Raw genomic sequence first — 22,524 nt, 5'->3', positions numbered from 1 at the left:
GAATTGGAAAAAGCGCTCCGAGCGAGCCGGGTACACCATCAAGGTACACTCGGCTCGCTTTTTTATTTAAATATATTGTTATGGCATTGACGTTTCCACGGCTGAACCCGATCGTGTTCAAAGAAGATGATATACTCGCTACCGAAAAGCATAACACTTGTTTCATGCAGAAATGGGATAAAAGCGACTATATGGTATTCCAGGCGCATTACGGGGGAAGCATTGGGGAAAATGATGTTGTAGCTAGTATCGTGAATGATAAAAACGAAGAAGTAAGGAATTTCGATAGTACAGTAATTGAAATCGGCAATGAATTTCAGTCTATATTTAGGGTTAGCTGTAATTTGGACGACGGTATATATCGGGTAAAATTGTCGGATATAAACGGTAAATTTTCTTTTTATTCTAATTTCATGCAAATAGGGACATTCCCAGAATCTTTATTGCTTACTTATACTTGCAAGGCGAATAAATTCGATTGTGTGTTTAGGGATTCCGAGTACGCGTATTTTTTTGTTTTGCGGGTTGATGGAGGGATAAAATCCAACGATATTAGCTACAACTCGGACGATGTTTTTTATAGTTCCCAAGACCGCACGGTGTACCTGCTTGACTCGATTCCTTATGTCGTCCGCAAGTACACGTTTGGTGATTCTTACGGCTTAGCCTCGTGGATGGCAGACAGGATAAATCGTGCGCTTGCCTGCGATAATATCCTTATTAACGGGGTGAAAGTAGTTAAAAATGATGGGGCTAAACTGGAAACAATTGGTACAGACGCTTATCCATACGTGGGATTGAATATAGAATTATTAAGGCAAAAAGAGGGGTTTTCCGAGGGACTTTATTACGATGAATCTGAGTTAATGCAATCTGGAATGACCGTTGAAATGGTAGATGGATCGCCTTCTTATTCTATTTCCGCACCACAAACAGGAAGAATACATATAGAAACATTCGAGAAAACATTTAATTAGTATGGCAACAGAAGATAATTTACGAGATAGGGCAAAAGAGATAAGAGGAGCTTTTCTTCCCGAATCTGTAACAAACGAGGCGGTTGGAGGATTGTTGCTTGATATTATTAATTTTATCTTGTCTTATGGAGGAGGCGGGGGAGAAGGTGGCAAACCTGATGCAAGATACTGGAATAAAGATGAGTTAAATACATTAGACCAATATTTATACGTTTTAGGTGATAAGATTAAAGCCTTGTATGCAGACGATGCTGGCGATTCTGAATTATTTGACGGGCATAATTGGAGTGATTATTTCGATCAGCCCCTCCGCACCTTCGACGATGTAAAATTCAAGAGCCTTCAATCCACCGAGTTCGAGAGCAAGGTAAAAGGGTGGATAATAGATGCTCTCGGGAACGCGGAGTTCCGGGATATTCTCGGTCGAGTGATAACGATCACGGGCGGGCTGATGACGGATGATTTTATCGCCGGGATGACTGGAGCCGGCACTGGTATCGTTAACAAGTCGGAAGTACACACGGATAGAGGGGTGTTTCGAAAGTACATAGAGGTGTTGGCGCTTGTTGTTTCTAAAATGTACTGGCGTGGTGGTAGGCAATGCTTATCCCCTGCCGGGATGAAAGTAAGCAAGGTCGAGGAATATGCCGATTACTGGCGTCTTTACATGGAAACGGAAGACGGTCAGACGAACGATTTCACGGTTGGAGCGCAAGCGAGGTGCAATAATTACGGCAACGGGACACAGAAATACTACTGGCGTCTAGTAACGGGGATAGGAGAAAACTATGCCGACCTCTCGAAAACGGATTGCGACACCGGTTCGGGAGTTCCCGCCGTGGGAGATGACGTGGTGCAGTTCGGGCACAGGACAGACCCTTACTTGCAATGGGTAGTGATGGACTCTTCATTCCCGGACGATGCCGGTAGAACGATATACGCCGGGGTGAACAGTTACGATTTGTCCGATAAAATGGTATTGAGAATCGGCGTTGACCCGAAAGACCAAACCAGAATAGGGCTCTTCACGAGGCACGGGGAGTTTAGCGACGTGATCAACGGGATAAACAAAGGCATAAAGGATAACCAGCAAGCCATTCAAGACGCCAAGGATGCCACTGACGCCATCCAATCCGTCGTGGATAACTTAACAGGAATTATCATCCCCGATATGCAAAACCAGCTTGACGGGGCTATACAGAGCTGGGACGGGGAGGTGGAGCCGACTCTAAACAATTACCCGGCTAACGAGTGGTTTGATGAAGAAACAGGAAGGGACGAGAGAGCCAAGCACGTGGGAGATACTTACATCTATTACACCACGGACAGCGAGGGGAACACGGTATCCAGCAGGTACAATTTCCGTTTTGTTGATGGCGTTTACAAGTGGGAAAAGATAGCGGACAGCGTGTCGGCGGAACTGGAGGTTAAGTTACGAGAACTGACAGGTACGGTCGGGAAGAAAAACTCTATTACCTATTCCAATAACGTACCCAAACCTGCCTACTATGTCGACGACTTGTGGATTAAAGAAGACGGGTCCATGTACATTTGCCGGGCGAAGAAGATGGACGGCATGCAGGGTGATGCCGCCGATTGGGAGTTGTTTAACGATACAATGCTTCGTCTTGCTAAAATGTCTGACGATGGGGTTATATCGAAGGAGGAGAAAGCAACATTACGGGACACGTGGAACCAAATACAGAAGGAATTTACATCTTACCAGGCGCAGGCAACAACGTACGGCGTTTCTATTACCGCCTTACAGAATGCTTACAACACTCTTAGTACTTTTTTAACGAACACGGTTAAGTTGTCGCAGAATATAGACACGTCCTTGACCGTGGCACAGAAGACAGAATACAACCAAGATTTCGCTAATTATTACTCGGAGAGAACGGCATTCGCGAATGTTATAGCGCAGAAGGTGGCAGAGGAGTCGGTAGATAATCTCCAAATCGGATCAGTGAATCTTATCTCCCGCAAAATGATGCTCGCTTGGAACGAGAAGGACAAGGATATTGCGGTGTGGGGACGGGATGCAAATGGGGTGTATTTGAGCGTTAATCCCGTGAGATTGAGAGCACAAATTGCTGTAGGTGAAGAGTATAAAGATATTTTTCTAGGGGAAGGCAATTACAAACCGAACACGCAATATGTTTTTTCGATAGAGTGGAAAACGGCTACCACGGAAGCGACAGATAAAAATGGATTGTATTTACGTGCTAGTTACACGGATGGAACTAAAGATTATATTTTAATAGCAAGCAATCAACAGACGAGCGAAACACGAACTGACTATGTAACCGCCAAAGGCAAAACAATACAAAAGATTTCTTCTACTTATGGCTATGCAATAAACTGTATTATCTACTCCCTCGGCTTATTCGAGGGCAACAAGCCATTACCCGAAATATCCGTTGCCACTGAAGACCTAACCGGGCAGAGCAATGTAAATTTGGTGGACGGGGGGAAAGAGGTGACGGTGAATGCAGGTACAAACAATACTTACTTTAAAGCATTAGTAATACCTAAATTAAAGCCTAACACGGTTTATCACTTGTCGTTCAAGGCAGAGAATTTGGTTGGAACTCCAACAGAATATAAAGCTGAAATAAGGAATGCTAATGTTAACGTTGAATATGCAGGTTTACTAAGTGTTTCCGGTGGCATTCTTATAACTACTAATAATTTTACCGATGGAGAGGGTAGATTATGTCTATTCGCTGGGAAATACGGCTCCACAGCCGGCAATTCCGTGAAGTTCTCGGAAGTAATGCTCGTCGAGGGATTCACCGCTCCTTCTTCTTACTCTCCCTCTCCCGGGGACGTGGCGAAAGATATTAAGGATGTAAGCGAAGCGGTTACAAACCTTAATACCACGATTACCGGGGCTTTTAAAGACGGAATAATCGACGAGGCGGAGGCAAAGGCGATAGCGTCCAATATAAACATCCTTAACGCCGAGAAAGCGGATATAGACGCTTACTATACCAAGTTATACGCTAACGCCTATCTAACCGGAACAGCTAAAACAAATCTCGCTAGTGCCAAAACGGCTTATAACACGGCACACGCCAACTTAATATCCTCTATCAATACCGCTATCGCCGACGGGAAGGCAACGGCAGCGGAGAAAGCGGACGTTAACGCTAAATTTACCGCTTACAATAACGCTTTATCCGCTTATAAAACAAGAGTTGGAGAGGCGGACAAAGCAATTCAAGATCGGATTAAGGAGTTGGCGGAACAGGACGCCACGAACAAGGTGGACGGGATACAGATAGGAGTTAGGAACTTGTTTTTGGACTCTGGAAAAGAGGTAACAAACAATTCCTATAACATAAAAAACTATTACACATCTATAGACCTCATTACTGGCGGGAAATACACGTTAGTGTTAAGAGGGACAACGACAGGAGGACAAAAATTTGGAGCTTGGTTTAATGATGGAAATGGCATGGCTGGATATCTCCCAGTCGACATGAGTGGTGAAGTCGCTTTTATCCACATTACCGCACCAACTGTACAAGAAATTTACAAGAGAAAAATAAATATTTACAATTTTCCTTCTTCCGGTTCTTCAGCCAACCCTGCAACGATAAAATGGGCTTGTCTTTACGAGGGGCATATAAAGCCACCGATGGACTGGGTGCAAGCCCCGGAAGACATGGAGCAAGCGATACAAGGCGTTCAAGACGATATTGATGCCGCTAATGCCATGCTTGCTGATATTGCTAATGACAACAAGCTAACGCCATCAGAGAAACAGGAAACTAAAAAAGAATGGGATATAATCGTTTCCGAGAAAGCCACAATCGTGGCACAAGCTGCCACGTACAGCGTGTCATCAGCGGCATACACGAACGCTTATAACGCCCTGAACACGTATATTACCCCGTTGCTTGCAAATTTAACGGTAACATCCGATATCGTTGGGACAACATTCAGGTCCAAGTTTAAGGCGTATTATGATGCTAAAATAAACCTGTTAAAAGCGGTAACTGATGCCGCCAAGCAATTTACTCAGGATGAAGTGAGTAATATTCAAGTCGGAGGGACAAATTTATTCCCTATTTCTAAACTTAATCCCGTGTCATACAGAACCAGTTCGAGCAAGGAAGGTTCTGGTCCTGAAATTGTATTTAAATGTAACACACCATCGGCATGGGCGATACTTCCAGTTTCTATTCCGATACCACTTGTTCCGGCTAATACTAATTTTATTATATCCATGGATATAAGGAATACCAACGGATTCGGTTTCGAGGTAACGGCAACGAGTAGCACCCCTACTATTCCGGGTATGGGATTAGTAAAATTTGAAAATACCACTAACGAGTGGAAACGAATTGTTAGAAAGCTAAATTCAGGGAATAATACAAATATAGGTGGTATTAACTTGTGGGGTGTTGGGGATGTCCGGCACATAAAGATAGAAATTGGCAACAAGGCTACGGATTGGAGTCCCGCACCCGAGGATGTAGACCAAGCGATTCAGGACGCTATCGCCAAAACAGTAGATGTTTCCGCTCCTTCGCAGGTGTTTAAATACGGACCGGGTTATGCTGGTACGCCAACTCCCGCAAGCATCTTGTTAACGGCAAGCCCGAGAAATTTTACTCCAACGTCGTACCAGTGGCAATACCTAAACGGCAGCACGTGGACGAACATAAGCGGTGCGACAGGTTCGACTTACTCGGTTGCCCCGGGTAACACTACATTTTTCCCTTCCGGTACGAATGTTAGGACATTCCGGTGTATCTGTAACGGGGACGAGAAGTTGTCCGATAGTTTTACGATAGCGAAGTTGGCGGATGGTGCTACCGGAGCGACGGGAGCTGCAGGGAAAGACGCCTACACGGTGTTGCTTGGCAATGAATCGCACGCCTTTGCTGGTTCCACGGCAGCGGCATTGGCTGGCTCTACTACATGTGGTGTTACTGCATACAAGGGGGCGACGCAAGTAGTTGCTACTATCGGCACGATAACTGGGTTACCAGCGGGTATGACGGCAAGTGTGGCAAGCAACGGCACCACGGCACCCGTTATTACCTTTACCGTAACAACGAGCATGAAAACTGCAAGCGGGACGGTTAAAATCCCAGTTACAGTGGATGGTAAGGTGTTTACCAAGGTGTTCTCGTACTCGATAGCGTTTAAGGGGGCAACCGGAGCGACCGGCTCGAAGGGTGACAAGGGAGATAAGGGTGACACGGGTACAGCGGGGAAAGGCGTGAAAAGTGTGACGGAACAATATTATCTATCCACGTCTTCCACCACGCAGACCGGAGGCAGTTGGTCGTCAACAATGCCAGCATGGACGACAGGAAAATACTTGTGGACAAGGCTTATTACCACGTACACGGATGATAGCACAACAACGAGCAATCCTATTTTAGACCCTTTAAACGAGGCGGTTGACAAGGCGGAAACATTATCCAAGGATGATATAGCAAAGCAGCTCGGGTTTACCGATTTCGAGGCGTTAAAAAACAAATCAGGTTATTTTGACACGGCATTAATAAACACGAATGCCCTTATTACGGATACAGCTTTTATAAATTCGCTTTCGGCAAAAATTCTTACAACCAACGTTATCAAGGCGGGAATGATTTCCATACCAGGCTTCACGTTTAAAGAAAACGAGATAATTGGAGGCTCTGATTTTGGTGCAGGAGCGGGTGGCATAAAGATAACATCGACGGACACGGAGAGGTCGTTTAAAGCTTACAAGGATGCCTCGCATTACGTGGAGATGTTCTACAGAAGCGCGAGCGATTGGGGATTGAAAGGGGTTGTGGGAGGAAGTGAACTATTAAAGCTTGGAACTAAAAGTATGATTTCAGGATGGGAAATGTCAACAACGGGATTCCAAAGCAGTGATTTTGTTCAACCAACATGGAGTGGATCCGCTATATCTGGAGGGAAAGGCTCAAAGTTATTCCCGGATGGAGGAATCATGTTAATGCCATCCGGAACGGGTATTTTACCTCTTTCTAGTGGTGTCATGCAAGCGGGTTTGATAAAAGTAGAGGGTGATAATTCCATGCTTGTTGGATTAGAAATTGTAGCTCGTGGGAACGGTTACTTAAAGGATATCGTGGCGCTGAAGTTGTCAGCGGTGAACGATTATTCTTCGCCCAGCAAGTATCCAACAGCTCTCGAAATTACCTCTGGTGATTTTAATATTTACAGTGGGGGAATTTACATGAAGGCACCATGGAATAATCTTTCCATGCAGAATTACTCGTACATCGTTGGGGGGTGCGGTCATGTTCCGACAAGTATCCGACAGACGGGTTCAACGAATTGCTACTTGGAAGCAGATCAAAACGTGGTATTGGTAAATAACTCACAACATTTTAATGTTTTTCTTCCCGACGCGAGAAACTTAAAACCGGGGCATACCGTGAAATTTATCCCGCTTCAATCGAGTTACTCTCATGGCATCATAGCTGATTCTGGAAATTACGGTGCGAAAATACGATACAAGAATAGTCTGTATGATTGGGTTTATGTTAATTCTGTTAGTGGTGGTAGGACTGCTATTATAGAATGCACTTATATAGGAATATTTGGTGGTTATAGGAATTGGGTGGCTGGTGTATTGAATCAAGATGGAATAAGTTATGGAAGTAATTAACACTATAAATAAACATGGAAACACAAACGTTAAAACTAAACATTGTAGAGAGATTAAACCTACTCGGCGTGATAAAAGTAGCCGGTAGTACTTTTCGGGAAAGAAAGGTACTTGACAATCTCGTTCCAAAAGTAGAATTTTCCAACGAGGAAATAGAACAGGGAGAGATACACAAGGAAGGGGAGAATACTTTTAACCCGGGGAAAGATTTCGAGAAAGAAATAGAGTTAATTGGCATTGAGGCAGAAACTTTAAAGAGAGTTGTCCTTGACTTTGCCGATGAATCGAAATGTATAACAGGGCGCAACAAGAGTCTATTCTACAAGATAGATGCCCTTGTTGTGGAGAAAGAAAACGTTTAATTTAAAAATTTATAATCATGGAAATTAATTACAAAACACAAGCATCAGCTAGCGATGTTATTAAAGGAGTAAACGTGCATTTATCGGCAGAGTACGATCAAAGTGCGAAACCAACGAATGTTACATTCTATTGCGAGGGGACTTTGCAAGAAGAAGGAAACCCGTACGTGAACATTAATGGTACCTACGACTGCGTGAACGAGATGGTATCTAGCATTAACGGGGCGAACCTTCCATCTAACTTTCTGCCGCAACTGGAGGTAAAAATAATAGAGTTCTACAACCAGCTCGGGAATTAACCTATTGGCTCTAGCGGGGAAATATCTTCGCTAGGGTATAAAAAAAAAGAGCGTTTCCCATCCCGGTACTTCGCTCTAGGCACCAAGGTTCAGAAGAACCTTTTCGCGAATGTATAACTAAATTTTAAAATAATGAAATGGAGGAGATAAAAGAAATCGTAGATCTGATTAGCAAGGTCGTGACAATAATAATTGTCCCGTTGCTCGGGATATTCTTGTTTTACAATTCGAAAAAACGGAAAGAAACGGCAGCGGCTGTAAAGGCAGAAGCGGAATACACGAGCCAGTACGCCGATGAATGGAAGGAGTTGTACGACAAGAAGGACGCCGAGGCTATAGAACTTAAAGGGAAGATAGACAAGCTTTACTCGGAAAAAAACAATGATCGCTTGCGAATACGTGAAAGCATGGAAGAGATAACACGTTTGAAACTGGAAAAACAAGAGCTTGAGTTCTTGAAGTGCAATATAGCTTTGAGATGTTTTAAAAGAGTCCCACCTAATAACTTCGTGAATGAACAAGGTGACGATTAGAAACTTGATAACGTCCGTTTTGAAGGAAATAGGACTTTACTCGGACAATGCCGTGAACTTGTTAATGGGCACGGCAGCGCAAGAGAGCCGTCTAGGCAAGTACAGGAAACAAATAGGAGGAGGTCCGGCATTGGGGATATTCCAGATGGAGCCGGCAACTTTCAACGACATCGTGAATAATTATCTCCGGTATAAACCGGAACTGGCTGCAAAAATTGAACGTGCCGCTCGTGTGTCCCGTTTTAAAGCGGAGGATATAGAGAACAACGACTTGCTAGCGATTTGCATGGCACGGGTGCATTATTTACGTGTAAAGAAGGCAATACCTGGCGACCTGGAAGGATGGGCTACTTACTGGAAACGCTACTATAACACGCCTTTAGGCAAAGGAACGGAAGAAGAGTTTATCGCTAATTACAAAAAGTACGTGCAATGAGAAAGTTAGAAACAAATTTTAAACCTCGTGTAGTGAATATTCCCTATTTCGATACAAGCATGAACGGACATCCCGATCCTATCGGGGAACTTGGAGCGGATGGGAATGATGTTCTAGCCCTATATCGATCAAGATCACTGAAAGGAAGGCTGTTATTGTTATTTTTCATGGCTCTTTTTATTGTTTCTTGTAATAGTATTAAGTACATCCCAGTTAAAACAACAGAAACCAAAACGGAATACGTGGATAGGTTTAGAGTGGACAGCATCCACGAGAAGGATAGCGTGTTCGTGACTGTAAATGGCAACACCGTGTACAGGGACAGGACTAAAACCGTGTACAGGGACAGATATAGCCGGGATACCATCTATGTAAGCCAACGAGATACTATCAGGGAGCCATACCCGGTTGAAGTGGTTAAAGAAAGATTCAGGGTACCGAAATCCTTGTGGTTGCTAGTTATCTTGTTAGCCGGGTTAAGCGTGCCTTCCATTATTAAAATACTCCGGAAACTTAGGCTTATAAAAATATAAAAGAGAGAGTCATCTCTCTTAAAGACTAGAACCACCCAATCCTGTTCGTAAGACTTTCTCTCTCTCGGGTAAGTATTACGGGCAGGATTTTTATTTGTTACAAAAAAACAAGAAAAATGGAAAAAATTTTCGATAAAGTGGTGGAAATAGTATCCGAGAGAACGGGAGTGGGACGTGAAGATTTAATATACAGCAAGAAACAGGAGTGCGTTGACGCTCGTTCGATATTGATAAACTTGCTTCACGGGTTAGGATTCCCCGATACCTTGACGGCTAGATATCTCGGGGTGACACGTCAAGGCGTGAACAAGTTGAGAAACACGATAGAAGATAGGAAGCGACATAGTTTCATCCTGTCAACTTGTTATCAACAATGTAGCAACGATGTAGCAACCAATAATTTAAATAGCAACCCGTAGTTTGGGACATTTGTTGTACCCGGCAATGGTGCCGGGCAACTTATAAGTTTTAAACACAATGGAAACTGAGATGAAAGTCGTGAAAGAAAAAGAGATCGTGCACGACAACGAGGAGAAAGATTACGCCAGCAAAGGTGTTGCAGGAACCGGTTTAGGTCTTGGTATAGCAGGTACAGCACTCGGATTGTGGGCGTTGTCCCGTAACCGTGGAGGTCTGTTCGGTGGCGGAGCCGGGATGCCGGAGAACGTTAATATTAACACTGTTAGCGAGGCTATTGCCGGGCGTACAAGTGGTGCTCCAACTGCATTCCAAGCTTGGGAAAAAGGTTGCGACGATGCTATTGCCCTTACTAACGCCATGTGGGGGTTGAAGGTGTCGAGCATGCAAGCTGATTACGATCACCGGCAAACGGATATCGCCGAGAAGTTTAGCTTGTGGAAATCGCAAGTGGATGCAGATTTCGGTCTGTACAAAACTTCCCGTGACCTGTACGACGTTCTTAACGAGCGTTACGGGAACAAGTTCAACGAACTTGACAAGAAAGTTGCCGTTTTGGAAGCAACCAGACCGTACCAAGACCGCCTGATCCAGTGCGAGATTGACAAGGCATTCACTGCCGCAATCAATTACGCGGATCGTCTTGACTGCCGGAATATCAAGGGCATCGTTGGGTTGCCGAGCACTCCTACCGTTACGGTTTTGGAAGGCGCAACTTGTTGCAGATCTCGTCAGCCTCAAGCTGAATAATTTATTGATTAGTGACAGGTGTCCTCACGGGGATGCCGTCACTATTTTCCTTTAATCACTAATCAAAAAATATATGATAGATCCATTGTTAACCGGGGGAATAAATTACGACCAGCGCCTGCCGGAACTCGAAAAGGAACAACAAGCCTACTTGCAAAGAATACAGGAATTGCAAAAAAGAGGCGTGGTGAATGAATCGGCAACTCCTGTATGGGACGAGATCGACGGCTTGTTGTCCGGACTATCTGACCGGGAATTCGAGTTTATAAACAACAACCAAGAATTTCAGGAAAGCTCTTCCGTTATAACGGCTATTTTAAACCGTGAGTATTTAAAGATAATGCGCCCGAGGGTAGAGAATACCAAAGATGGGAAAGATGCCCTAGAAAAGCATCTAACGCTAGTAAAACGGCTAAAAAAATCTGCCGCCGACGAGGTGAATAAAAAATATTCGATGCTCGACGAGTACATGGAGAAATACAGCGACATGAGTTTTAAAGACTACATGGCTATGAAGAAAGGAGGAAAAAAGAAATGACAAGAGAAGAAAGGCTAATAGCCGAATTATCAAGGAGGGTTGATAACGCGGAAAAAGATATAGAGAGATTAAAAGAGTTAGTAACCAAATTGAATGACAATGGCAACACGAGAAACCGCAAGTCTAAACCTGCCGGAGAAGGCACTGGAGCTGAAAAGCAAGATAACTAACGCTCTCGGGGAATGGGGCAATAACCTTATCGACACGTTCGTCGCCGATAAACCGAAGTTAAAACCGTTATCCGTGTACCTGAAAAGAGGTCTAAACAACGGTATTGTTCGTTACGACAACAAGATACAGGGTGCAGTAGACAACGTGATGATGTTTATCGGGGACGAGAACGGGAATTATGACATGGGGCAGGTATTCGACGATGTTATGGCGATGTTCAAGGAGATGGATGAAACGAATATAAACCTCGGACCACTCGATGCCGTCGTTGGAAAGGGAATGATAAAGGTAAAGATACCGAACAACATGTTTACATCCATGCTATTCGGGGACACCGGGGCGATAAAGATCACGGAAGGTGATTTGCTTGAATTGAAAAACTTGTTTTTAGAAGAATAGACTATGGGGAACTATTACAAGACGCTGAAATACTACAAGGAAAAAGGTATGTTTAGCGAGGCTAAAATGTGGGAAGCTGTCGAGTGTTTGGACGAGTTGCTTGAAGAAGTGGAAGAGAAGAACCCGGATTTATTCTGGGATTTCATGCGTGACCAGCACGAGATATTCTGTGGACCGCACTTTAACGAGAAATTCGGGAAGTGGCAAATTGAACAGATGCACCACAAGGGAGAGGACGGCAAGGAGTGCAAGGGAATGCACTGGTCGGAGGACGACATAAAAGCCGTGTTCGAGAAGCACAAGCCGATGTTACCCGCCGGGACAACCTGCTGGGACGTGGCTGTCGCCATAACTGGGAACTGGCACGATAAGGTCGACTTGTTTAAAAAGTGGTTCCCGGAGAATCACGAGGAAAAGGTTATCGAGGATGCTATAAACTTTTACTTCAAGGATCAAGACGCTCCCGAGGGGAAAGTATGGCACTACATGATGGCCATGGACGAATAAAAAAACATTATCGCCATGAAAAACGAGGCTAATTTTGTTTTATTAATGGATTTGCTGGATAACGAGTGTATCGCTGGAGTTGCGGCGATAATTGTAGCGGAAATGCTCAATCTCGTTTAAGAGCGGTTAGATAGTTGTTTTAAAGTGTAGCACAGTTGGCGATGTGTTAGAGGGGCGGGATGCCCCTTTATTTTTGGCATATAAAAAAGAAAGTGAATTAAAGACGGCAATCCTGATTCACTTTCTTTTAGACTATTATCTAATTGGGGAATTAGACTAAGGCTTCTCTCCTTAGGTGTATAATAGTTACATTATTATATGCAAAAGTAATAAATAAAATGCTAGTTATTTATTTCTAGGCACTTTTTTTATTGTTTTCCGCTTGATTTTACCCGAGGGTTTAGGGCTATCTGTCTTTCCATCTGTTATACTTCCTGTGCTAGAATCCGCTTTTCTACAAAATTTAGGCGACTTCATTCCGTCTATATGCTCGAACAAGGAATTATCCACATGCGCCATCATCGGGTCTAAAATAAAATCTATCCCCTCTCTTCTTGCGAGTTTTGCAGCTGGAACAAAATCAGCATCACCAGAAATAAGCACAATCCTGTCTACAAAATGTTTTAAAGACAACGAAGCTATATCGACACCTATTTTCATGTCTATGCTTTTTTGTCTTAAATCATAATAAACATCATCCTCGGACAAATCGTCAATTACAATATTTTTAGATAGGAGTTCCTTTACTTTACTTGGTCTGATTAGCCAATTACCTGAATCTTTCAGGTATCCTAATCTAAGGGCTACTTTCCTTTTCTGTTTTAAAAATTCAAATATTTGATTCCTGAAAATCGCTTCTGGCGTTTTCTCGAAAACAATACATTTTTTGGATATCGGGTTGTGAACTCTTTTTTCAAACGGGAGGCAATCATAGAAAAAAATACGGTATAAATAATTTTCTTTTCCGACATGAGAATGAGCTAACGTGTATATATCGTCAGCAACTTCCTCTGCGGTTTTTGATTTTTCTTTATTGTAAAGAGAATTGTATCTTTTAATGAAAAATCCCCCATCTATCAATACGGCTATTTTAACTGGAATATTAAAATTTGTTGAATTGTCTGTTTTGTTCGAGTTTTTCTTTTCCATAAGCTATAAAAAACGAGGCTCTTGGGTCGGCATCCTCGTTATTAGAATCAAATTGATTTGAGATATGCGAAGCCAAGAGCGTAATTATGTCGCAAATATAAATTCCAGGATTAAATCTTGCAAGAATTCTTCTTTATTTTACGATATTTTCGTTTTATTTGTTTCAATTCTATATAAAAAAGGGCACTCCCGAGAAGGAATGCCCCTACCGTTCGAGAGTTATCCTTGCAACACTCGACATCTAATTTCAGTTTATTGAGAAAATCGGAATTCCCTATTTTTTTACTTTCCATTTTAATAACACTTGTCCGAGATAAAATTATCCTTCCCGTATTTTACTACCCAATCCCATATTATTTTTATCCTGTGTTCTGAATAGTAAAAGTTCTTGGATTCGACGGGGAGCCAGAAGAGTTTAAATCTCCTCCGGTATAGGGTTATCACGCTACCCTTGGTTCCGATCTTGTACACTCTTTTCATTTAAACGTTCTTTTTGTAGTTTAAGTTCTATTTCCACTAATCTCTTGACCTTTGCCGCTTCCTCGTATTGTTCATTCGCGGCGTACATTTGCTGCAATAATAACAACTGGTTCACATAGACGCTGTCCAATCTTTTCGCCGAGGCGTCGATTGACTTATTGGCGACGCTAATTAACTCCTCGATCCGTTGTATCCACCTTGTAACCACGGTGCAGATGAAGGCAATAGCGAAGCAATTAACGACAAAAAAACAACGCTTTTACTATAAATTGCGTATCTTTCATTTTTAATATTACTTTTATTTATGTTTTAAATTCTTCTAGTTTTTTCAGTTGCAGCCTTGCCTTTTCCATGTCAAATTCATAATTCTTGCAATTAGACTGTTCCGTTATAACTAGAAGCAAGGGGAATAATAATCCATACTTGCATCCTCTCCCGTGTTCGTCCGCTGCCGATTTACATGTGGCGCACTTGTATATATCCTGCACGCAAGCTGTACTCATATCGTTTTTTTGTATTATTTATTATTTAAATTTTGCCATTGTCTTCTTCTGTTACTTCAACAAATACCACGTTCTTGTGGTCTGATCTTTTCGCACAAAAACATTCTCCAACACACGATTCACAATCAATTAAATCACGTAAAAAACATCCAGTGCAACTATTGCCTGAAACTTCCACGCATCTCAGTTTAATCCTTCCAAACTGGAACACTTCGCCTACTTTATACTCTTCCATATTATTTGTTTTTAAATGTAAAACTACGAGTTACCTTTTCATTTACTTCATCTGTGTGGCATTCACTAGACAAAACAATTCTTCCGTCAACTAGTCTAATAATAGTAACACCTGGATATTCTTTGTCATCTCTAATTATTACACCACGTATTCTCTTTGCCGAATCGTAGTTAAAACAAACATTCACGATTCTACCTATACCACCCATAACAGAATCTTCGGGTAGATGTTGTTTGGGGAATTTATCCATGCTTATATTTTTCTCTACTCCCATAATTATTTAGATTTAAGTTGTTTGATTAGTTCGTCAGCGCATTGAATCGCTCGACTTACATCTTTGTCAATATAATGAAATGGATCAACACAGGCGGTAAGAACGTCTTTCGCTATCTCGTACCTACGTTGCTCCCAGTCAATTGCTTTATCAACATTATCATCAATAATCTCTATATCACTTGAACTTGCGTTATAAACCGAACGATCATCCCTCCACCCAGCGATATATCCTACTTCAACGATCTCTCCCGTGCTAATTATTCTTGCTTTCATGATTATAATTTTTTAATATTAATAACTTTGTTGTGCTTTCTATAGCCGCAATGGTTATCTCGCAAGAATAAATCTATTTGTCCTTGTAATTCTTGTGCAGTAGCAGCATCGAATAATTTAATCTCTTTTTTCCATCCCGTGTGTGGGAAATTACCTCCACTTGGACTATCTTGCTTGTACTCGAATGTAACTTCATACATCGAACGTGTATTATTGGTGTGATGATCTTCGATGTATTTTTCAACGAGTTTCATGATTTCGTTTGTAGCGTAATCTAAGTGCGATTGAAGGTTCATCTGATACCTATCTGCGCCATTAACCCATTTCTGTACTTCTTGTTTCAATTCTTCTCTTGTCATAATTCTTCTATTTTATTTTGGTCACCTTACAAATAAGGTGACCAGATTATTACATTATTTTTGCTAGCTGCTTGGTATGTTTAACGATCTCGAACAACTTCGCGATAAAATCAAGTCCTTTTTGTGTTACCAATACTTTTACAACCATAAAGCCGTCATGATTATCCCGATCAATCCATTTCTCTTTTAGCTCGAAATAGCCACGTTTAATGTATTCTTGCTTCGGTTCGTTTCTATTGGAGAAAAAAACACCTTTCTCTCGCAATTTTTGAAAGAGAGTGTTTCTCCCGAACGGTAATTGAAGGATTTTAGCGGCTTGCCCGACGTCGATTTTCTGATCCGAGTCCATCACCTTGTCCATCAGCTCTGCTTTCGGCCTTAACTTGTCATTCTCCGCTTGCAACTTGGCTTTATGTTCACGTTCCTCTTTTAGTTTTTGCGCCAATCCTATCACGAGATCCGGGTTATTAACCATTGCTTCCAAGGTGGGTTGGGTGGCGGTCATGCCGTATTTAAGAAGTTCTTTTATCCGGTCATTGCACCATATCGCAAAAGTTGGACTTAGCCATCTGGCAAATTCCATGGCGACATCCTCGTGCATCCATGTGCCTTGCATACTTCCACCTTGAATAACTCTCATCAAATCCGTTCGGAGAATATTCCGAACGGCTGATAATGAATCGATAAATTCTTGTGATGATTTTGTTTTAGTCCAATCGCTTGGTTGTTTGCCAAACGTTTTTGCCATTTCGGTGGCGTTGACCATAACGTCACCGTTACCGGAAAGGAATGTTATATCCGTCCCGTTGTAATTGTAGATTTTATTTTCCATGATTAATTTATCGTTAGTAATAATAATTCAATAATTTGCTCGCCACTTTCGCAAGCTCTCGTTTCATCTCCTTGTTCTCCCTCTCTACCTTTTCAAGCTTCGCCCAGGCGAATTGACCGGCAAGAATATCGTTGTTCAGAGCCTTGAATATGTAATCCAGCTGGCTTTTCAACGAACCCGTGCAGAACAACGCCGGTGATAGCATCCCGGGGTTCGGTGTGCTGCCGTATTGCTTCTGGAGTTGTTTCTCGTGTCCTTTCATTCTCGAATCCATGTCCTCGCAGAGCGAACGGAGATACGTGGCAATATCTTCCTCTTTAATCGTCGCACCTCTTAATCTTTCCTCCATTTCATTAAATGCGTTAATGTAGGCTTCCTTGAACTTTGCAGCCACTTTCCCTGTGAAACCCATCGCAAGGAAAGTGAAACCGTCACGGGTTAAGTAGTACATCGGTTCTTTTTTATAACCTCCATTTAGTAATTGCCTGTGATAGAACGAAAACGCAAAATTGCGTTCTTGAAAAACGTCACTACATTCGTTATTCCGAATAGCCCTTAAAACTTCGCAGTGTCTTTTCTCGAAAACTTCCGCTATTTTCAAAGAGGTTGTTACGACTTGGTCATTACTGACCGTTACAAGCCCGTTAGCGGAAACGGGGAATAATTCTAATTGTTTCATCTGGTTGTAGCATTAGATGAATTAAACAAAAAACAACTCCACGTAATCAAAGTTTGCTACAACCACATACATCATAGAGACATATGAACTGATTACGGGAGTTGTTATATTTTCTCTCGTCTCTAAAGCGATCGTACTCTTGCGACGCCATATGTGATTGTAGCATCGCAAAAGTACGAATAAAACCGGATAAAACAAATTCCACGAAAAAAGCGAGTAGAGTTTACTCGCCTTGATTCTAAAGTTATAAATATGGAATGGTTAGTCTTCTATATCAAAAACATCCAACAACTTCACAATTTTATAGGCAAATGGTTTGTTATTCATGTTCTGTACAACGACATCAACAGCAAACACTTTCTTTAGTGGATTATTTTTTGAATTTATTATTTGATCCTTGATGCCATCAGATTCAAACAAGAGGTTTAACGCCTTTTTGTTTAACGATTCTATTATCCCTTTATTTCCTGAATTACTATTGATGCCACGTATTTGATACATCGTCATGAGTTGATTCGTGTGGATCTCGTCTTGTTCGGACACTGTTTTTACAGCTTCGATTTCTTTATCGATCAAATTCTGTGTTCCGTTGCTACTTATGTAATTAAACGTGCATCCCTTGTACACGACATTACTAACATCACCTTTTATCACTTGAATTTCCATATTCCCCTCTCTATCTTTCGCTGGAATAGATAGTATGTCGTGCAAATCCTGCAATTCTTTAGTCGCTAAATCGGGTTTTTCTCCCGAAGATGAAGTGAAATAATCATACACGCTTTTCAAGTTTTTAGCGAACTCCATGATCAAATTGAAATTTTCCACGAACGGGATCATGGAGAGTGAAACTAGTTCAACGAGATGAATATCAATAGATCCTTCGGTTATCTTGCTAACGCACAACTTAGCGTTAGATAACTCCTTAGACATACCGTTCTTTTGGGCAAAACTAGAAAAGTATGATCCGATGGCATTCATGGATGACGTGAAGTCAGACACTTGAATAGGTTCTGAATTCTTGATATGAATTCTCAATGCAAGTTGTGAGTTATCATTATATTGTTCCATGATCCGACGTTTTAACAATATTCCAAACATACAACTATTATCCGTAATTTCAAATTTCACCACATTATTTTTTCGTATCTACTGAATCAAAGATCCAACACTCACGCGACAACCTTTTTCTTTTACCCACTTCTCGTATTCCTGTACCGGAACCTCTTCGACGGAAAACGATGGATCATCCTCGTACGCGATAACAGGTCTACTAGAATACGATACATCTTTACAAATTCCATTACACCCGAAACAATCTCGTGTTATCTTTAACGCCATCCCATCAGATGGGATGTATCTTTTTAATATTACATCTTTAATTTCCATATTTTTACAGCATTTTTTAAACAAATAATCCTTGTGATCAACCACTTTTACTTTGCTACCGACACGAATGTCGGGAGCAGGTTATAACGTCAATTATTTTAATTCAAACGTGTACGCGAACACCCACGGGTTAGAATCCCACGTGCCTTTCCCGGAAACCTTGTCTATAAGCAATGCGAAAGCTTCTTTTGGTTCAGTGCACCAACCTTTTGGATATATATTGTTTTTGGCATCAGAGAATATATATGACGATGGCGTTCCAAAAACATCAAATTTTTCGATTCCTTCTCTTAAGCAATCTTCGCTCGTAATGTCTTGTAACCTCTCCACTCTCACGTCCGTAATCTCGATAGCATGCGGCATCAGACTAGCTTTCACAAACATTTTATTATCCCATCCTTTACCGGGAGGGAATAATGTTGGATTGTATGTTTCGTCATAAAACGAATTATAAGATTGGGCGATAGCGATAATTTCGCCTATCTTGTACGGGGAATGTTTAAGAAAAAAATCCTTCTCATATCCCGGAGTAACATTAGATTTAAATTGATATGAAGCAAGTAAACGACGAGGGATAATCCTTCTTGTCATTGTTTTTCGACCTTCTAATACAGCCTTTGTAAGACCAAATTTGTCGTTAAAAAGTATCTTTTTCATGATTCATATTTATTCAATTGTTCTATATACTTAAATAGACCGCTATTCACGATGGCGAGTTCTATTTCATCTATTGTTAGTTTTGTATCCATTTTTCAGCTTTTATTCATTAATTCCTAGATAATTGTTTACCATCCTCCTGAAATCATTCTTGAACATGGATGCCGTTTTCATGAACTTGAAATCCTGTAAAGACAAGTCGTTGATGTAGTAATAAAACGCCTCTTGTTCATTATCAAAATTCTTCCCCCAAAATGTTTCAGGGTGCGTTTCCATGAACTTTTTTATAGCTTTCATGAGGTTTATCGCGTACCGGGGGAACGTTTTAAACTCGATTCTCATTTGTTGTTTCGTCGCGAGAGGACATCCGACACAGCCATGACGGGTGAAGTTGTAAGGCGGATCGTAATACTTCATATAAGGAAGGTTATGCTTGTGAATGTATTCCCAAATTTGCCTTTCCGTCCAAAATACAAGGGGCAGCACGTGACAAGCACCCTTCATGCTTTTCCTGCTATCACATTGCTCCGGTTCGTAATCTGACCTATTGTTAGATTCATCCCTGCGCATCCCTTCCAGGTTCCTTTTCCCTATGCCGTAACTCTCTTTCAAGACCTCGCAACAGAATCTTCGTTGCCGGGATGGAAAACCTTTTCTCGCCACAAGTTGTAAAAACGACTCTTTCGGGTTCACGATCTTGACTTCCGGGTAATTCTCCCGGATAAACGGGATTGTTCCGGGAGGATCTATCGTTGTGTTAGAGTAAACAGCCTCAAATTTTACCCCGGATTTCTTCGCTATATCAAGAAGAACAACACTATCCTTCCCCCCAGAGAAACCCAAGTTATATATTTTGTCTGTTTCAAGACTACAAATCAGATCTATACTACGCTTCACGTGTCCTTCCATTGCTTTATATTGTTTTCTTCGTTAATGTTTCTTCTACTTGTTCTATTGCTAAAAATATCTCGTAAACTACTTGCGGAACCATGGAATTCCCGAGAGCCTTTATGCTTTCTTGTCGCCATCTTGAAAAGGTGATACCAGATAATCCAAGGAAAATCCCATCATCTCTGTCACAAACAGGGGATTGAGTTGGGAAGTTTTGCCACCTGTTTGTTTCGCGTGTTTCCCTATCATCACAGGTATATTGCATAGGGCATCCGTCCTCATTGCGCCGTTCTTCCTTTTCAATGCCGTTGGGGAAACTGATGGCTGGTAATCTCTTGATGTCGGTGTCGGTAGCATCCCGTTCACCGCTAATGCCGTCAACGATTGCCCCATTTGGCTGTTCGGGTTGTAAGTGTTCGTGTATTTTGTCGCTTCCGACGCGTTGGGAGTAGGTAGTAATTTGCTTTCCGCCAAGTCGTTCAAGTCCATCGTCCACCCTTGTTCTCGTTTCCTCTGCCACCTCTCGCTTTCCATCGTTGACCCGTTCTTGAAATCCCGATTCTGAGGGGTTGGTAGTAATTCCTTGTATGCCATCTCCGGCAACCCCTGTTGCTCGCTGTTGGGTCCCCGTCTCCTGTAATCCTGCGCCACCGGTGTCGGTAACATCATCCCTTCTTGCCAGAAACCACACCCGGTCTCTCCTGTGGGGCGCTCCGACGGCACAAGCCGGTATAACAACTGGCTGGACTGAATATCCGATTGACGCGAGGTCGATTCTGATTTGATCGATGACGTATCGTTGTCGTTTCTCGTAAAACGTGTAATTCTCTCCGCAAACGTCCGTGTAACTTCCCACTTTAGTCTCCTCGCCGGAGAGAACCATCGAGAGGATTCCAGCAACGTTTTCACCAATAAACCAAGTGGGTCTAACCTCTTCGATGACACGAAACACCTCGTTCCAGAGGTAGCGGTCATCTTCCGCTCCATTTCGCTTTCCTGCGTAGCTAAATGGCTGGCAGTTATGGACTGCGATTCCGTAAACATTGTATGAGTGTTCTTCATTTACTGCTAAATTATAAACGGCATTACTTTCTTTTTCTTTTCTGATGCTCTTTACATTACACCAAACAAATCCATTCTCATAGAAACCATATCTATCACTACGAGATATTGTAATGCAAAATTGAGGACGTTCATTAACAACCCTTCCATCTATTATGCAAGTACGTTTTGATGTTTTTTTACTTATACTTACTGGACAATGGTAAACATCTCTTGCTATTTGAGCCATATCTAAGGATAATTTCTCGCTTACAGTCGTTATTTTTATACTACCATTTTGACAAACATAACCATCCGCAAACCATCCTTTAAGCAATGACTTCTTTCTCGCATTATCAAGAATAAAACATTGTGGAGATAGGTGTTTCCCGTGAGCGTATTTCCCGAAATCATTTAAGAAATCACAAAGCCATTCATCACAGATTATAGCCTTGTAAATAGACTTATCTTCTGTTAAGGTATATTTATACCCTGATCTTTGAATAACATGATGAAGTCTTGTGATATTATGTTTCCCACAACATATTATGGTTTTGTGATTATAACTATTTTTTCTACCAGAACGTTTATTGTTATCACACCACCCATCGGCTATCCACGTGCCTACTAATTCCCAAAAAGCTGGAGTGAAGGAAGTATCATCACCTTCATGTATTGGATATCCTATTTTATCTCCCTTTTTTAAATCAGAAGCATGTATATATTCAGGAAGCATGAATTTTCTTCCTTTTCTTGTTCGAACATAAAATGGATGATTTGGTGTACATTTTAGTTCTTTGAACATTCCTTGGGCACGTAGATAAATTATTTCATCTGCATCATGTTTCATAGTACATTCTACTGGATGATATGTTCTATCTGTCGTGAGTACTTCATCGCCAACTTGAACGTCTTCAATAGGCAAGAATCCTTTTCTAGTCAGTACTGGTGTTCCCGCCACGAAACACGGAAACCCTGCCGTGAGGACGTCGATTTTTCCTCTCCATTCTCTAAAATCTTGCTCGAATATGTTTCCATAATGTGTAGTGTTAGGGTAATGATAACTTAATACTTTGTTGCAGAACTCGTCTATTTCGCAAGAGAAGGCATTCTCCCACCCCATCCAAGTGGCAGCGAGTTCGCAGGCACCGATCCCGGTGCATAAAGAAGCGTGTATCATGTTGTTTGTTTTAAA

General features: G+C 41.9%; 26 protein-coding genes. 12 read left to right on the top strand and 14 right to left on the bottom strand.

From position 1 onward, the window contains the following. Nucleotides 1-80: 80 nt before the first annotated feature. The 12 genes from BN8899_RS01710 (at nucleotide 81) to BN8899_RS01655 (ending at nucleotide 12,568) form a co-directional block, all read left to right on the top strand. A complete protein-coding gene (locus BN8899_RS01710) occupies nucleotides 81-977 on the top strand; it encodes a hypothetical protein (RefSeq protein WP_065218071.1) in 897 nt (298 codons plus the stop codon). A gap of 1 nt (nucleotide 978) precedes the next feature. Beyond that, a complete protein-coding gene (locus tag BN8899_RS01705; RefSeq protein WP_065218070.1) occupies nucleotides 979-7,623 on the top strand; it encodes a hypothetical protein in 6,645 nt (2,214 codons plus the stop codon). A gap of 14 nt (nucleotides 7,624-7,637) precedes the next feature. Continuing rightward, nucleotides 7,638-7,985 (top strand): hypothetical protein, encoded by a 348-nt coding sequence (locus BN8899_RS01700; RefSeq protein WP_065218069.1) that lies wholly within the window; start codon nucleotides 7,638-7,640, stop codon nucleotides 7,983-7,985. A 17-nt stretch (nucleotides 7,986-8,002) separates the two neighbouring features. Beyond that, on the top strand, nucleotides 8,003-8,284 hold the full coding sequence (locus BN8899_RS01695; protein ID WP_065218068.1) for a hypothetical protein: 282 nt from the start codon (nucleotides 8,003-8,005) through the stop codon (nucleotides 8,282-8,284). Nucleotides 8,285-8,421: 137 nt separating this feature from the next. Further along, nucleotides 8,422-8,817: a hypothetical protein gene (locus BN8899_RS01690; protein ID WP_065218067.1), complete on the top strand. Its 396-nt coding sequence runs from the start codon at nucleotides 8,422-8,424 to the stop codon at nucleotides 8,815-8,817. Further along, a complete protein-coding gene (locus BN8899_RS01685; RefSeq protein WP_065218066.1) occupies nucleotides 8,798-9,253 on the top strand; it encodes a hypothetical protein in 456 nt (151 codons plus the stop codon). Before BN8899_RS01690 ends, BN8899_RS01685 begins: the two co-directional genes overlap by 20 nt. Next, the gene (locus BN8899_RS01680; protein WP_065218065.1) at nucleotides 9,250-9,786 is read left to right on the top strand and encodes a hypothetical protein; all 537 of its coding nucleotides are present in this window, start codon (nucleotides 9,250-9,252) and stop codon (nucleotides 9,784-9,786) included. Before BN8899_RS01685 ends, BN8899_RS01680 begins: the two co-directional genes overlap by 4 nt. Nucleotides 9,787-9,902: 116 nt before the next feature. Further along, complete coding sequence (locus BN8899_RS01675; RefSeq protein WP_065218064.1) at nucleotides 9,903-10,205, top strand: hypothetical protein; 303 nt, start codon at nucleotides 9,903-9,905, stop codon at nucleotides 10,203-10,205. 58 nt (nucleotides 10,206-10,263) lie between these two features. After that, nucleotides 10,264-10,953, top strand: coding sequence for a hypothetical protein (locus BN8899_RS01670; protein WP_065218063.1), 690 nt, complete (start codon nucleotides 10,264-10,266; stop codon nucleotides 10,951-10,953). 73 nt (nucleotides 10,954-11,026) lie between these two features. Next, entirely contained in the window at nucleotides 11,027-11,491 is a 465-nt protein-coding gene (locus BN8899_RS01665; RefSeq protein WP_065218062.1) for a hypothetical protein, read from the top strand. A gap of 99 nt (nucleotides 11,492-11,590) precedes the next feature. Next, nucleotides 11,591-12,061 (top strand): hypothetical protein, encoded by a 471-nt coding sequence (locus tag BN8899_RS01660; RefSeq protein ID WP_065218061.1) that lies wholly within the window; start codon nucleotides 11,591-11,593, stop codon nucleotides 12,059-12,061. Between the two features lie 3 nt (nucleotides 12,062-12,064). Then, nucleotides 12,065-12,568 carry a DUF7841 family protein gene (locus BN8899_RS01655; protein ID WP_065218060.1) on the top strand — a complete coding sequence of 168 codons (504 nt, stop codon included), beginning with the start codon at nucleotides 12,065-12,067 and terminating at the stop codon, nucleotides 12,566-12,568. Nucleotides 12,569-12,913: 345 nt separating this feature from the next. On the opposite strand, the gene BN8899_RS01650 is transcribed toward BN8899_RS01655, so the two are convergent. The 14 genes from BN8899_RS01650 to BN8899_RS01585 form a co-directional block, all read right to left on the bottom strand. After that, on the bottom strand, nucleotides 12,914-13,717 hold the full coding sequence (locus BN8899_RS01650; RefSeq protein WP_082986864.1) for an NYN domain-containing protein: 804 nt from the start codon (nucleotides 13,715-13,717) through the stop codon (nucleotides 12,914-12,916). 445 nt (nucleotides 13,718-14,162) lie between these two features. Next, nucleotides 14,163-14,405 carry a hypothetical protein gene (locus BN8899_RS20610; RefSeq protein WP_148375227.1) on the bottom strand — a complete coding sequence of 81 codons (243 nt, stop codon included), beginning with the start codon at nucleotides 14,403-14,405 and terminating at the stop codon, nucleotides 14,163-14,165. A gap of 94 nt (nucleotides 14,406-14,499) precedes the next feature. After that, nucleotides 14,500-14,700 (bottom strand): hypothetical protein, encoded by a 201-nt coding sequence (locus BN8899_RS01640; RefSeq protein WP_148375225.1) that lies wholly within the window; start codon nucleotides 14,698-14,700, stop codon nucleotides 14,500-14,502. A gap of 25 nt (nucleotides 14,701-14,725) precedes the next feature. Beyond that, on the bottom strand, nucleotides 14,726-14,935 hold the full coding sequence (locus BN8899_RS01635) for a hypothetical protein (protein ID WP_065218056.1): 210 nt from the start codon (nucleotides 14,933-14,935) through the stop codon (nucleotides 14,726-14,728). 1 nt (nucleotide 14,936) lies between these two features. After that, nucleotides 14,937-15,209: a hypothetical protein gene (locus BN8899_RS01630; protein WP_065218055.1), complete on the bottom strand. Its 273-nt coding sequence runs from the start codon at nucleotides 15,207-15,209 to the stop codon at nucleotides 14,937-14,939. A gap of 2 nt (nucleotides 15,210-15,211) precedes the next feature. Continuing rightward, nucleotides 15,212-15,484: a hypothetical protein gene (locus BN8899_RS01625; protein ID WP_065218054.1), complete on the bottom strand. Its 273-nt coding sequence runs from the start codon at nucleotides 15,482-15,484 to the stop codon at nucleotides 15,212-15,214. Nucleotides 15,485-15,486: 2 nt separating this feature from the next. Then, nucleotides 15,487-15,843: a hypothetical protein gene (locus tag BN8899_RS01620; protein WP_065218053.1), complete on the bottom strand. Its 357-nt coding sequence runs from the start codon at nucleotides 15,841-15,843 to the stop codon at nucleotides 15,487-15,489. Between the two features lie 49 nt (nucleotides 15,844-15,892). After that, nucleotides 15,893-16,675 carry a phage antirepressor KilAC domain-containing protein gene (locus tag BN8899_RS20915; RefSeq protein WP_065218052.1) on the bottom strand — a complete coding sequence of 261 codons (783 nt, stop codon included), beginning with the start codon at nucleotides 16,673-16,675 and terminating at the stop codon, nucleotides 15,893-15,895. A 13-nt stretch (nucleotides 16,676-16,688) separates the two neighbouring features. Next, nucleotides 16,689-17,354, bottom strand: coding sequence for a Rha family transcriptional regulator (locus tag BN8899_RS01610; protein WP_065218051.1), 666 nt, complete (start codon nucleotides 17,352-17,354; stop codon nucleotides 16,689-16,691). A 261-nt stretch (nucleotides 17,355-17,615) separates the two neighbouring features. Further along, on the bottom strand, nucleotides 17,616-18,422 hold the full coding sequence (locus tag BN8899_RS01605) for a hypothetical protein (protein ID WP_065218050.1): 807 nt from the start codon (nucleotides 18,420-18,422) through the stop codon (nucleotides 17,616-17,618). A gap of 78 nt (nucleotides 18,423-18,500) precedes the next feature. Continuing rightward, nucleotides 18,501-18,740, bottom strand: coding sequence for a hypothetical protein (locus BN8899_RS01600; RefSeq protein ID WP_065218049.1), 240 nt, complete (start codon nucleotides 18,738-18,740; stop codon nucleotides 18,501-18,503). A 93-nt stretch (nucleotides 18,741-18,833) separates the two neighbouring features. After that, nucleotides 18,834-19,397: an ASCH domain-containing protein gene (locus tag BN8899_RS01595; protein WP_065218048.1), complete on the bottom strand. Its 564-nt coding sequence runs from the start codon at nucleotides 19,395-19,397 to the stop codon at nucleotides 18,834-18,836. A 102-nt stretch (nucleotides 19,398-19,499) separates the two neighbouring features. Next, nucleotides 19,500-20,306 carry a phosphoadenosine phosphosulfate reductase family protein gene (locus tag BN8899_RS01590; RefSeq protein ID WP_065218047.1) on the bottom strand — a complete coding sequence of 269 codons (807 nt, stop codon included), beginning with the start codon at nucleotides 20,304-20,306 and terminating at the stop codon, nucleotides 19,500-19,502. A gap of 4 nt (nucleotides 20,307-20,310) precedes the next feature. Continuing rightward, nucleotides 20,311-22,509 carry a DNA cytosine methyltransferase gene (locus BN8899_RS01585; RefSeq protein ID WP_065218046.1) on the bottom strand — a complete coding sequence of 733 codons (2,199 nt, stop codon included), beginning with the start codon at nucleotides 22,507-22,509 and terminating at the stop codon, nucleotides 20,311-20,313. Between the last annotated feature and the right edge of the window lie 15 nt (nucleotides 22,510-22,524).

It is taken from the genome of Butyricimonas sp. Marseille-P2440, assembly GCF_900091675.1.
Lineage (GTDB): Bacteria > Bacteroidota > Bacteroidia > Bacteroidales > Marinifilaceae > Butyricimonas > Butyricimonas synergistica.
This window is presented reverse-complemented; position numbering and strand designations above follow the sequence as displayed.